The organism is Streptococcus jiangjianxini, from assembly GCF_040225085.1.
Lineage (GTDB): Bacteria > Bacillota > Bacilli > Lactobacillales > Streptococcaceae > Streptococcus > Streptococcus jiangjianxini.
Map to the genome: position 1 here is coordinate 39,933 of NZ_JBEHGL010000012.1, position 13,123 is coordinate 53,055.

10 protein-coding genes are annotated in these 13,123 nt (G+C 40.3%); 2 read left to right on the top strand and 8 right to left on the bottom strand.

Annotated features, from left to right (window positions below; genetic code table 11):
- Nucleotides 1–29: 29 nt before the first annotated feature.
- Complete coding sequence (locus ABP870_RS06550) at nt 30–614, bottom strand: sugar O-acetyltransferase (protein WP_350014648.1); 585 nt, start codon at nt 612–614, stop codon at nt 30–32.
- A 48-nt stretch (nt 615–662) separates the two neighbouring features.
- A complete protein-coding gene (treP, locus tag ABP870_RS06555; RefSeq protein ID WP_350014649.1) occupies nt 663–2,702 on the bottom strand; it encodes a PTS system trehalose-specific EIIBC component in 2,040 nt (679 codons plus the stop codon).
- Between the two features lie 197 nt (nt 2,703–2,899).
- Between treP and treR the strand changes: the two genes are divergently transcribed.
- Complete coding sequence (treR, locus tag ABP870_RS06560) at nt 2,900–3,634, top strand: trehalose operon repressor (RefSeq protein WP_350014650.1); 735 nt, start codon at nt 2,900–2,902, stop codon at nt 3,632–3,634.
- 63 nt (nt 3,635–3,697) lie between these two features.
- Here treR and ABP870_RS06565 read toward each other — a convergent pair whose 3' ends face one another.
- From ABP870_RS06565 to ABP870_RS06575, 3 genes are all read right to left on the bottom strand, one after another.
- Entirely contained in the window at nt 3,698–4,726 is a 1,029-nt protein-coding gene (locus ABP870_RS06565; RefSeq protein ID WP_350014651.1) for a CdaR family transcriptional regulator, read from the bottom strand.
- Between the two features lie 349 nt (nt 4,727–5,075).
- Nucleotides 5,076–6,221, bottom strand: a complete 1,146-nt coding sequence (locus ABP870_RS06570; RefSeq protein WP_350014652.1) for a glycerate kinase family protein — start codon at nt 6,219–6,221, stop codon at nt 5,076–5,078.
- A gap of 15 nt (nt 6,222–6,236) precedes the next feature.
- A complete protein-coding gene (locus ABP870_RS06575) occupies nt 6,237–7,511 on the bottom strand; it encodes a GntP family permease (protein ID WP_405054645.1) in 1,275 nt (424 codons plus the stop codon).
- 253 nt (nt 7,512–7,764) lie between these two features.
- On the opposite strand from ABP870_RS06575, the gene ABP870_RS06580 reads away from it, so the two are divergent.
- Nucleotides 7,765–9,405, top strand: a complete 1,641-nt coding sequence (locus ABP870_RS06580; protein ID WP_350014654.1) for a phosphoenolpyruvate carboxykinase (ATP) — start codon at nt 7,765–7,767, stop codon at nt 9,403–9,405.
- A gap of 148 nt (nt 9,406–9,553) precedes the next feature.
- On the opposite strand, the gene ABP870_RS06585 is transcribed toward ABP870_RS06580, so the two are convergent.
- The 3 genes from ABP870_RS06585 to ABP870_RS06595 form a co-directional block, all read right to left on the bottom strand.
- A complete protein-coding gene (locus tag ABP870_RS06585) occupies nt 9,554–9,883 on the bottom strand; it encodes a hypothetical protein (protein WP_350014655.1) in 330 nt (109 codons plus the stop codon).
- Nucleotides 9,884–9,889: 6 nt separating this feature from the next.
- Nucleotides 9,890–10,333 (bottom strand): D-aminoacyl-tRNA deacylase, encoded by a 444-nt coding sequence (gene dtd / locus ABP870_RS06590; protein ID WP_350014656.1) that lies wholly within the window; start codon nt 10,331–10,333, stop codon nt 9,890–9,892.
- Nucleotides 10,334–10,735: 402 nt separating this feature from the next.
- Entirely contained in the window at nt 10,736–12,958 is a 2,223-nt protein-coding gene (locus ABP870_RS06595) for a RelA/SpoT family protein (RefSeq protein WP_350014657.1), read from the bottom strand.
- Between the last annotated feature and the right edge of the window lie 165 nt (nt 12,959–13,123).

The window sequence follows — 13,123 nt, forward strand, 5'->3', positions numbered from 1 at the left end:
AGTCCTTTCTATAACTTACAACTCTATCGTTACTGGTCTTTAAGATAGTCTTGATATTGTTTATGCCAGTAGTCTTTATCTGCATCTGTAATTGGCCGTATCACACGGCAAGGATTTCCTGCAGCCACCACATTGCTTGGAATATCTTTGGTTACAACCGAACCTGAACCAATAACAACATTATCTCCAATCGTCACACCTGGGTTGATCACCACATTTCCTCCGACCCAAATATCTGATCCTAATGTGACTGGTTTTGCATATTCTAACTCAGTATTACGGACAGCGGCATCTATGGGATGTCCAGCCGTATAAATACTGACATGTGGCGCTAAAAACACATTGTCTCCAAACGTGACATTATGTTCGTCTAAAATAGTCAAACCTGTATTCGCATAAAAATGCTTTCCAAATCGAATACGATTACCATGATCAAAATAAACTGGAGGGGTTAAGACCATGTCTTCAGGTGCTTCTAAAAAGCAAAGGCGTAGAGCTTTTAAGGCAGAATCATCGTGCCAAAACTCAGATTCATTAAACGTTTTTTGTGCTTGGTGAACCTTTTGCCATGAATCACCACCAACCTTATAAGGGTTGTATAATTTTTGATCCATTAGCTTATGCCATTCTTTTTGTGAAACCATGCTTCGTTCTTATTTCCGTTATTGTTTCTTTGTGGTTAAAAGATCCTCTCCACGCGTCAGCTGACGAGGCAGATTGCCTGTAATGTCAACTTGATAATCACTATGATTGGTTACAATAACGGGTGTCTCAACCGGATACCCTGCTGCTTTAATAGCTACTATGTCAAACGAAATCAAAGGATCACCAACAGCCACCTTATCCCCTTGGGCAACATGGGCTGTGAAGCCTTTTCCGTCAAGGTTTACGGTATCCATACCGATGTGTATCAGCATTTCTACGCCGTCATCGCTTACGAGTCCAACAGCATGTTTTGATGGGAAGAGAACCGAAACAGTTCCTGCCACCGGTGACACCAATTCGCCTTCAGATGGTTCAATAAGAACTCCTTGTCCCATAACACCTTGGGCAAAGACTGGATCAACAGCTTCTGACAGTGGTTTTGCTTCACCGGAAAGTGGGCTATGGATTGAGGAAACTGTTCCTACTGCTGATCTTGTCGCATCAGGTACAGCTGCCGGCTTTTCAGCTTCTGCACTAGCAAGAGCCGCTTGTGACGCTAATTTTTCATCTTCAGCTTTTGTTAGGATCTTAGCTTTACGGAAAACAATGGTCAGGATAAATGGTACGATGAGAGCAACTGCCATACAGATGAAGAATGGGACCATGTATTTAACGTTAATGGCAAGGAAGCCTGGAATACCACCAACACCGATAGCGTTGGCTTGAACATTCATAGTCGTTGATAAAAGCCCTGCAATACCAGAACCAATCATACCTGCTACAAATGGGTATACATATTTAACATTGACACCAAAAAGGGCTGGTTCGGTAACACCGAGATAGGCTGAGATTGCAGCTGGAAGTGAGATTTCAGCTTCACGTTCGTTTTTGCGGTTCATGAAGAAGTAAGCCAATACAGCTGACCCTTGCGCCATATTTGAAAGAGCGATCATTGGCCATAGACCAGTCGTTTTTGAAGCCGTGTCTGCAATAAGCTGCGTATCAATTGCATTAGTCATATGGTGAAGACCAGTGATAACAAGTGGCGCATAAAGGGCACCAAAGATAGCTCCAAATAGCCATTTCACAGGGCCTGTCAATCCAGCTAAGACGACAAATGAAATGCCTTTACCGATGGTCCAACCAAGTGGCCCCAAGACAGTGTGAGCCAAGATTAGGGCTGGAAGTAATGATAAAAATGGAACAAAGATCATCGATACCATTTCTGGGATACGTTTGCGCCAGAATATCTCAAGGTAGGACAAACTAAGTCCTGCTAGAAGGGCTGGAATGACCTGTGCTTGGTAACCGATACGGTTGATGGTGAAAGCACCAAAATCCCACACCCAATCTTTAGCGATTTCAGTTGCTGGTGTGCCAGCTACGGCATAGGCATTGAGCAACTGTGGTGACACCAAACAGATACCAAGAACGATACCAAGGATTTGAGTTGTTCCCATTTTACGAGAAACAGACCATGTAATTCCTACTGGTAAGAAGTGGAAAATCGCTTCACCTGGTAACCAAAGGAAATGATTGACACCGCTCCAGAATGGTGACACCATTGTTATGGTGTTCCAGACAGGATTACCATCAGCATCAAAAACTTTGGCACCATCTGCTATTTGTTGTCCTAGCCATGGCATCCCCACAGATTCTAGGACATTACGGAAACCCAGAATCAAACCACCAACGATAATCGCTGGAATGATTGGAGTGAAAATCTCAGCCAACATCGTCATGACACGTTGGACAGGATTTTGATTACTTTTAGCAGCAGATTTTGCTGCTTCCTTAGAAACCCCTTCAACACCTGAAACAGCTGTGAAGTCATTATAGAAAATAGGCACATCATTACCGATAATAACTTGGAATTGTCCAGCATTAGTAAAGGTGCCTTTAACAGCTGAAATCTTTTCGATTTCAGCAACATTAGCTTTGCTGTCATCATTCAAAACAAAACGCATGCGTGTCGCACAGTGGGTAACAGCCTTGATGTTTTCTTTACCACCTATGGCAGTCAAGAGATCTTTAGCTTGAGATTCAAATTTTCCCATTTGAGTCAAACTCCTTTTATAGTTTACTAGGATTGCTCCAGATTTTTTGGCGTAAAGCGTAGATAAATTTATTTACAAGATAAGTGTAATCGATTTCAAATTTGTAGGCAAGTTGTTTGGCGACATTTTGCCTCAATTTTGATAAAATAAGGTATCTTGTCTGTAAAAAATAGACAACTTAGAAAAAGTATGAAATTATGAAAAAATACGAGAAAATTTTCCGAAATTTAGAAGCTGCCATTAATCAAGGAACCTACCAGGTTAATGATTATCTACCAACTGAAGAAGAGTTAGCCCAGCAATTTTCTGTTAGCCGCGATACCATCCGAAAAGCTTTGAAACTCCTAGCACAACATGGCCTCATTCAAAAACGTCAAGGCAGTGGCTCACGAATTATCAAGCATGAACGGATTAATTTTCCTGTCTCCACCTTGACCAGTTTCCAAGAAATTGCACAAGCACAAGGGATGACGACAACAACCAATGTCATCGCTATCGATAAACTCATCGTCGATGGGAAATTATCAGAACTAACAGGTTTTCCACCCAAGAGTCATGTTTGGCGCATCACGCGCCAACGTGTGATGGAAGGTGTTGCTTCTGTTCTTGACATTGACTATTTACTGACCACATTTGTTCCAGAAATTGATCGTTCAATTGCAGAAAAGTCTATTTATGACTACTTAGAAAATCACTTACACCTCATGATTGATCTAGCTGAAAAAGAGATTACTATCGATCAGACCAACCAGCAAGACAATATTCTTTTAGATCTTGCTGGTGAGCATCATGTCGTCTCCATCAAATCCAAGGTCTTTCTGAGCAATGGGCAACAATTTCAATTCACCGAAAGCCGCCATAAACTAGATAAATTTAGATTTGTGGATTTTGCCAAGAGAAGACCTCAAAAACGTCACTATCCTTCAAAATAGTGACGTTTTTTACGAAGAATCTTTTCAAAAGCCATTTACTAACCCACTATTAATCGTTAATACCTAAGAAATGGCTTTATAGTTAGTCATAAAATACATTAGGAGTGTGCATAACTCATACCATAAATTAGGATTTAACCCTGTCATATCAGTGATACGCTGCAGCCTGTAAGCTAGCGTATTTCTATGGATATGGAGTTGCTTTGAAGTTTCATTATAATTACAGTTGGTCTTAGCAAAGACAATCAGTGTTTCATAATAGTCTTGATAAATTTCCTTTACACTATCGAAAATCTTATCATCTAATGTTTCAGATACTGAATTTAAAAAAGTGAAGGCCTTGATATCTGACGGAACAACCTTATTGGCTAGTTGAAAAAAATCAGCAAGATACCAATAATCAAGTGTTTCCATAATCATAGATGGTGTTGGGAGTTGCGGCTCACCAATAATGATAATATCACTTAAATCGCTACTTTCTAATTGCCCACTAAGGACTGAGTGCATCTCAGAGGAAACTAGACAGAAGTAAAATGATTCATAGTAAAATATTTCATGATCGTCCAATATCTCTTCCAAATCCTTTTTGTTTTTACTTAGGATACAAGCATTTTCTTCCATCAAATTAACTTTATAATGGTCTAACCCTTCTGTAATAAGCTCTTCGTCGTAGTTTCCATCAATGTTGTCGATCATTTTTTTAACAAAATGCTTTTTTTGATTGAGTCGTTTTTGTTCATTCTTGAACTCGCTCTTTTCTTGAATCAATAACACCACAAACGAGCTGACAATATTAGCAAATGGAGTAACTTGGGATGGTTCACCACTAATGCCTACTACTCCAATGATGTCGTTTTGGTAAACAATAGGAGTGTTTGTTCCTTTTTTCTCATAGACTGTATCCCTATACACCTCAATTCTCTTTTGTTTGCTTATCGACTGCACTGCTGCATAATGGCGATGTCCTATTCTGTCCTTCTCCCCACTTGCAATAATGATACCTTGTGCATCCATAATATTAATATTAAATGGAATATCTTCCATCAGCCTATCAACGATAACTTGGGCTTGTCTTGCCTCAATGACTTGCATGTCAACTCCTTTTGCACAACATTTTTCTTATTAATTAATAAAGCAACAAGAGTTATTATATTGATTACACTTGTTCTTTATACTCAATGACAATCAAAAACTGACTAGGTGACGCCGAGGCAGAAGAGAACTAAAGGTCATCAAACCAAATCAACAACGTCTACTTTTGATTCTCAAAGAGTATTAGAAGCAGTATGACATAGCATTTACACTTGGTGCAAAACCATATGGTCATATCTTGCTTCAGTAACACTTAAACAAACAACTATATTATACCATTTAATATTAGCAATAATTTTAAGCTAATAAGATGGAGAAATCCTTTTAAAAATGGGTTTTATAATATGTCTTATTGTTGTGTTAGCGACAATACCCTAATGATATTTTCAGTTGTACGTTCAATATTTGCCTTCCCATCAGCTAGTATATCTTCCAAACTACCATTTCGTGATAATATTCCAAATATTGCTGTCATTCCCTCATCGTATAGAACATCAACATTTTCACCAATATGACCGGCACAAGCAAATACAGGTTTTCCATATTTCTGAGCTAGCTTAGAAACCCCATAAGGTGCTTTACCAAATTTGGTTTGAAAATCCATTCCACCTTCACCGGTAAACACATAATCGGCTTTTTTGATATACTCCTCTAATCCTGTGACGTCAATAACAATATCAATACCAGATCTTAATTGAGAATTAGTAAAAGCCAGTAATCCTGCACCTAATCCACCAGCTGCACCGGCACCAGGGACTTGATCGACATCCACATCGAACTCGTCATTGATAACTTTGGCATACCTTTTTAGATTTTTATCCAAAATGTCAACCATCTCAGCAGTTGCACCTTTTTGTGGTCCAAAAACTCTCGAAGCACCCTCTTCTCCTGTTAAAGGATTTGTCACATCTGATGCAATCAAAACATCTATCGTTGATAACCGAGGATCTATGCCTGATATATCTATTTTATGTAGCCTATCCAATGATCCCCCACAAGGTTCAATACTTTGACCACTGATATCTAAAAAGTTAACTCCTAGCGCATTAGCCATGCCGGATCCGCCGTCATTTGTCACACTCCCACCAATACCAATGATGATTTTCTCTGCTCCATGGTCTAGAGCAGCTTTGATCATTTCTCCTGTACCATAAGTTGATGTTTTCATCGGGTTTCTCAATGACTTTGGAAGTAAGTCGATACCATTCGCTTTAGCCATCTCAATGACAGCCGTTCGCCCATCTCCTAACATACCAAAATACGTGGAAACAGTCGTACCTAGCATTGGACCGGTAACTTGAACCGGAATCCTCTTACCATGTGTGGCGTCAACTAGGGCGTCAACTGTTCCTTCACCACCATCAGCCATTGGCACATGTAAAACCTCAGCATCTTTCCAAACTTTTTGTATTCCTCTTTCCATTGCTTCACAAACTTCTTTAGCAGTCATGCTCTCTTTAAAAGAGTCTGGGGCTAATACAATTGTTTTTTTCATTCTTAATCTCCTTATCTATTTCTGAAAACCATATAAAACAACAGCGACTAGGGTCATCACACCACCAATACATACTTCGTACGGAATAATTTGCAATCTCTCCTTTATTGTCATCTTCATGCTGTCTGCACTAACATGGAAATAATTTCCTTGTGGAACAGCATCAATAACTGTAGAACCTGTATGAACCATGACCGCAGCAGACAGCGGATTGAGACCTGTACTTAATATAGCATCTCCAAATGAACCCGTCGCTAAGATAACTGCCGTCGATGTTGACCCTACTGCTAGACCCATAATAACCCCTGAAAGTGGTGCTAGGAATACTCCTGAAAGGCCCAACGACATAATCACATGAACGACTTGAGTTGATAAATCTGATGCTGAAATTAATCCTGCAATAGCTCCGGCACCAATTAAAATCAGAACTGTATCAGTTACCCTTCTAACCCCTGATGTAGCATACGCAGAAATGTTTCCTGCGTGTCCCATTGCTATTGCACCAACAACTGACGCAAAAGGTAAAATGTACATCGCATCTATTTTTATATTTTGAAGTATCGCCATGTTCAATAGATTGCCTAGAGGATTTAATAGTAGTAGAACAACAGATAGTAAAGGCGTAATCAACGCTTTCTTCAACGGCATAAACTCCTTTTTGTTACCTTTTACATCTTTATCGGCAACCGTCACACCTTTATGTTTAATCATATTAGCAATAATAACGGTTGCTAACAATCCAAAAAGAGCAGGAATGAATCCGCCAATCATGACGTCACTCAAAGTTAACTTGAAACCTTCAGTTGCGGCAATAGTGTTGGGATTTGGTGAAATAATATTACCAGCTTTTCCTCCGCCAGACAAAGCCGTTAGTAAAGCTAGTTTACTCATACCGGTCTGTTTACCAACCGATAATGCAATCGGTGCTACAATCAAGACAGCTACAGGTATAAACACACCTACTGCTGTTATAATCATCGTCGACAACGCTAAGGCTAATAATATTTTATTGGCCCCTAATTTATTAACAATCGCATTAGCAATAGACTCAGCTGCCCCAGATTCCATCATCACTCCCGCCAGCATGCCGGCTGCTAGAACTCTTATTGCTGTCCCCATTATACTCTGTGTTCCTTTTATCAAGATGTCGACAGTATCAACTAAAGAAACACCACCGAAAAGACAACCTACTATCGCCCCTAAAAAGAGAGAATAAAGTGGATTGAATCTCCTTAAAATAAGAAAAATAGCTAATAATAATCCAATAATTGCTGCATACCACGAAATCATGCCAGTATCCATACATGTCTCCTTTTTCACAAAAAAATGTTTACGCTTACATCATACAGAATGTTAGCGTTTTTTTAAATTGGTAAAATAACATTCTTTTTTGTGCAAATGAACAATAACTAGAAGGATTGTTTAGAAAATACTATCAACTTGAGTCAGATAATTATCAGAAAAAATCCATGAAAATGATAGCGCTTACTTAGATTTGTGATATAATGAACTTAAATCATATTCTGTAAAAGGAGACTTGTTTATGGTAACTTATCAACACTTCGCTGAAGACCTTATGCGCAAAAGCGCTCCTTACTTTTCCCCTCTCAAAGCAACTATTGAGACGGCTTTTTATGAAAATCATGTCGAAGCGGTTACGTCGTTGGAGAAAGCTTATACACTAGCCAGCCAAGCACCAACAACTATTGTGCTTGATATGGAGGTAGCACATGCTGACGAATTAGGACTTCCAGAAGGTGCCAAGATACTTCTCTCAAATGGCGGAGCAGTTGTTGGACGGACTGCTAAAGCTAGACGCATTTTGGGACAAAATCCTGAGGAAGATGCCAAGCTTCTCCCCATCGTGCGTGACGCTATTTTTAATGCTCGTCACCGTACTTTTTATCGTGCTGATGCCGTTGTTGGACTGGACGAGGCCTTCATGCTTAAAGCACATCTCATGGTCCCAGAAGATGACATCAATAATCTATACTCCTGGTTAATTAATTTTCAAATCTTAAACGATGATTATCAAGAACGGTTGGATCAGTCAGTCTTGTATGAAGACAATGATATTTACATTTTCTCTGATCCTGAGTGGAGTCACCCAGATTACCCTGATGGGTTGGCTTATTTTGATACCAACCACAATTGTGCGGTTATTCTTGGTATGCATTACTTTGGAGAGCTTAAAAAATCCACTCTCACCCTAGGTTGGGGAACGGCTGCCAGAAATCATTACGTTTCTTGTCACGGAGGATTGAAAATCTTCAAAAAAGACGGTCAAAACAGCCACGTCGCTTCTTTCTTTGGTCTTTCTGGTTCAGGAAAATCAACCCTAACCCATGCAAAGCATGACGGCAAATACGACATTAAAGTGCTTCACGATGATGCTTTCATTATTTCAGAAAAAGACGGTTCTTCTATCGCCCTAGAACCTTCCTATTTTGATAAAACACAGGATTATCCGTCAGGGCATCGTGAACAAGATTACTTTGTAACGGTCCAAAACTGCGGAGTTACCTTGGATACCGAAGGACGTAAACGCTTGGTAACAGAAGATGTTCGAAATGGTAACGGTCGCACCGTCAAATCTCGCTATTCAACACCAAACCGTGTTGATCGTATCGAAGATGGTATCCAGTCTATTTTCTGGATTATGAAAGACGATTCCTTACCACCACTGGTTAAAGTCAACGACCCCGTTCTTGCTTCAACTATGGGCTGTACCCTGATGACCATGCGTTCCAGTGCTGAAAACACTTCTGATAGCCTCAACAGCTTGATCATTGAGCCTTATGCTAATCCATTCCGCGTTTATCCTTTGGTAGACGATTATCAAAAATTCCAAAACCTCTTTGAATCAGGAGTTGATTGCTACATCATTAACACTGGTGCTTATATGGGAGACAAAATTCCCAAGGAAACAACCCTCAGCATTATTGAGCAAATCGTCGACAAGAAAGGCCTCTTTAGACCATTTGGACCAACTTCTAACCTAGAATTTTTGGATTGTCCAGAGTTTCCAGTTAAGGCTTTCGATGACGATTACAAACAATTGATCAGAGACCGCATGCAAGCTCGTCTTGATTTCCTTCTCAACTTTAACCACAGCAACCTCGAGAATCCGCTACCTGCAGAAGCCATTTTACATATGGAAGATTTGCTGAAAGAGTTAGAGTAGCAGACTGATTTATACCAATCTTAACTAAAAACAAAAGCGAGAAACTCACATAAGGTTTCTCGCTTTTAACGTTTTATCATCAATCGGTCTTCACTGCCAGCCACTTCTAGCAGATCTCCGAATAACTTTCCTTTTAGACAACAAGTGCTTAATGCGCCAAAAACATCGCCACTAAAATCAACACATCAACCACCAGCCGAATCAATTGAGGTTTTAGATTAGGTCTCTGTCCCATATTAGCGGCATTGTTGAGGGCTATTCCTGACATTGCGAAAAGGCCACCGGCAACACCATAAATAGCACTGCTGTTGTCCTGCCAGAAATAAAGGTAGGTAAAAGCAATGGTCACAAGCACTCCAAAAAGTGTCAATAACATATTACGTTTGGTAATGATTTTAGCTCCCAAACTACCTAAGACAGCTGAAAAAGCTATTACAGACAAGTATAGACCTAGTACAATTAACACAACAATTTTCATAAAAACCTACCTATTCTTGGTATCTAAAATAATGGTCACAGGACCGTCATTAACCAAGGCGACCTTCATATCTGCTCCAAAAACACCTTTTTCAACAGGGAGATGCTCTGCTAAAGCTGTATTGAACTGGTCATAAAAAGCGCTAGCCATATCAGGTTTCGCAGCACCAGTGAAGGCTGGTCGGTTGCCTTTTTTGGTATCAGCATAAAGGGTAAATTGCGAAACAGACAGAATGCTTCCTTTAACATCGCAAACCGACAAATTCATCTTGTCATCGGCATCTGAAAAAATACGCATATTGACAATCTTACGCACCGCATAATCCAGATCTTCCTGACTATCCTCTGGTCCAACACCGACCAATAGCACAAGTCCTTGATCGATCTGACCTACTATTTTCTCATCTATCGTCACAGACGCTTCTGAAACTCTTTGAATAATAATTTTCATAAATGCATTGACTTTCTAACAATCAAGAAACACTAACTGCCCCAAAATCCAATTCTAACAATAACCCTACCTTGCCACACTCGTAAGAAATACACAGTTGTTCACTTCCAGCCAGTCCTTTTGAAGTCACCTCTCAACAAGGAAACAAAGCCCTAAGCTAGCTGTGTGAATGATTGATAACATCACTGAAGTAAGCAAACAGTTACGATGGCCTTACCTAACACTAAATACTACAAAGATGACACTGATCAAGCTATCTAAGACGAGACAGTCTAGCAAAGCCATGGTTGAAATGAAGCACAGAGCACTAACAAAGTTTAGAGACAAATCCCCTATCAATTCAAAATCGAAAGCTAACGCTTTCCCTATCTGCAACCTAAAAGGTGCTACCCCCAGCACCCTTTAGCCATTGGTACGCTTAACAGAGTAGACATCCGGAATAATCTTAATCTTATCCACCACATAGGTGAGTTCTGAAACGTTTGGAATACCGAAAGTCACGTGTATGTTAGCAAACTTCATGTCTTTACTTGGCTGCGCATGAAAAGAGGAAATATTCTTCGTGACATTTGACACTACTTGGATAACATCGTTGATAATACCAGAGCGATTAAGGGCGTAAATATCAATCTCAGCTTGATATTCTTTGCGTGAATTGGCATCATCCCACTCTACTTCGATCAAGCGTTGTTCATAGCCCTCTTGACTCTTGATATTGTGACAATCTTGACGGTGAATAGCTACACCTCGCCCTTTGGTAATATAACCTTCAATAGGATCACCCGGGACAGGATTACAACATTTAGCGATACGCATGAGTAAACCAGACGCGCCCTGAATAATGACACCATTTTCATCACTCTTAACCTTGAGAACATCTTTCTTCTCAGCCTTGACTTCGCCACCTTTCATGAGCTCTTCAGCCTCAGCTTTAGCACGGGCACGCTCTTCTTCACGGCGTTCTTTTTCAGTTAATTTATTAAAGACACTGACAGGACCAATATCGCCAAAGCCAACCGCAGCATATAAGGACTCTTCGCTCTTGACACTAAGCCTTGGTAGAATCTCTTCAATATGTTTTTTCTCAAGGTATTTATTAGCGACGTAACCTTGTTCTTGAAAGAAATCCACGAGCATTTCGCGTCCTTTATTGATCGACATTTCTTTGTCTTGGTTTTTAAAGAATTGGCGAATTTTATTACGAGCCTTGGTTGTCTTAACCATGTTGATCCAGTCTCGACTTGGTCCGAAAGAATTGCTATTGGTGACAATTTCGACAACGTCACCTGTTTTAAGTTTAGCTGTCAAAGGGACCATGCGTCCATTAACCTTAGCCCCCGTTGCTTTTTCCCCAACCTGCGTATGAATAGCATACGCAAAGTCAATCGGTCCAGAATCTTTTGGTAATTCTTGCACAGCACCTGTCGGTGTAAAGACATAAATGCGCTCTGAGAAAATATCTTCCTTAACAGAATCTACAAAATCAACTGCGTCACCATTAGAGGCATCCTGCAATTCCACCAGATCTTTAATCCAGTTCATGCCAAGAGCCGATTCTTTCTGATCAACTTTGGTGGTAATTCCTTTTTTGTAGGCCCAGTGAGCGGCTACCCCAAATTCTGCAACTTGATGCATCTCTTTGGTACGGATTTGAATTTCAATAGGTCCTTTGGGCCCATAAACCGTGGTGTGGATAGACTGATAGCCATTGACTTTGGGGTTGGCAATGTAGTCCTTAAAGCGCCCTGGCATGGGGCGCCACAGTTCATGAATATAGCCCAGCATCGCATAAACATCGCTCTGTGTTTCCATGACACAACGGATCGCGATCAAATCATAAATTTGATCAAAGCGTTTCTTCTTGTCGCGCATTTTACGGTAAATCGAATAGATGTGTTTGGGACGTCCATAAACCTCACCAAAAATTCCTTCTTCTTCCGTTGTTGACTTGATTTTATTAACAATTTCATCCACAAGTTCTTCACGTTCACGACGTTTTTCCTTCATCATGTGGGAAATTTTATAAAATTCGACTTCGTTGAGATAGCGAAAAGACAAGTCTTCTAGTTCCCATTTAATGCGGCTAATTCCCAGACGATGGGCTAAGGGCGCATAGATTTCCATGGTTTCACGAGAAATCCGCTCTTGCTTACTTTTAGGCAGGTGCTTCAAGGTGCGCATATTATGCAGGCGGTCAGCCAATTTTACCAAGATAACACGAATGTCCTTAGACATGGCCATCAGCATCTTGCGATGATTTTCTGCCAGCTGCTCTGCATGGGATTTATACTCTACTTTACCAAGTTTTGTAACGCCATCGACAATATTACGGACGTCCTTGTCAAAGAGTTCTTCAATATCACCCAGGGTAAAGTTCGTGTCTTCGACAACATCATGAAGAAAGCCACAGGCAACTGTCACAGCGTCCAAATGCAGACCTGCCAAAATCCCTGCCACTTGGATAGGATGAATGATATAAGGCTCACCGGATTTTCGGTACTGTTCCTCATGCGCCTTTTCGGCACACTCCAGTCCCTTCTTAACCAATGCAAGATCTTCTTTTGTCATATATTCCGCTGCTAAAGCAACGACTTCCTGACCAGTTAAATCAACTGTTTTTGCCATTCTAACTACCTATCCCATCTTAGACTCTTATCGTGTAACTATTTTAACACGATTTCTAAGAAAAAGGAAAGAAGGTCTTTGCAAAATGCTCAATTGACAGCCCCACGGCTAACAAACCATTAACATTGATTGGCAAAATGCTTAACAAAAAAGAGACCTTTCCCA

Bases quoted from the DNA above. Each gene is read 5' to 3' on its own strand.
- treR (WP_350014650.1), top strand. From the start codon at position 2,900: ATGAAAAAATACGAGAAAATTTTCCGAAATTTAGAAGCTGCCATTAAT.
- dtd (WP_350014656.1), bottom strand. From the start codon at position 10,333: ATGAAAATTATTATTCAAAGAGTTTCAGAAGCGTCTGTGACGATAGAT.
- ABP870_RS06550 (WP_350014648.1), bottom strand. From the start codon at position 614: ATGGATCAAAAATTATACAACCCTTATAAGGTTGGTGGTGATTCATGG.
- ABP870_RS06580 (WP_350014654.1), top strand. From the start codon at position 7,765: ATGGTAACTTATCAACACTTCGCTGAAGACCTTATGCGCAAAAGCGCT.
- ABP870_RS06565 (WP_350014651.1), bottom strand. From the start codon at position 4,726: ATGCAAGTCATTGAGGCAAGACAAGCCCAAGTTATCGTTGATAGGCTG.
- ABP870_RS06570 (WP_350014652.1), bottom strand. From the start codon at position 6,221: ATGAAAAAAACAATTGTATTAGCCCCAGACTCTTTTAAAGAGAGCATG.
- ABP870_RS06595 (WP_350014657.1), bottom strand. From the start codon at position 12,958: ATGGCAAAAACAGTTGATTTAACTGGTCAGGAAGTCGTTGCTTTAGCA.
- treP (WP_350014649.1), bottom strand. From the start codon at position 2,702: ATGGGAAAATTTGAATCTCAAGCTAAAGATCTCTTGACTGCCATAGGT.
- ABP870_RS06575 (WP_405054645.1), bottom strand. From the start codon at position 7,511: ATGATTTCGTGGTATGCAGCAATTATTGGATTATTATTAGCTATTTTT.
- ABP870_RS06585 (WP_350014655.1), bottom strand. From the start codon at position 9,883: ATGAAAATTGTTGTGTTAATTGTACTAGGTCTATACTTGTCTGTAATA.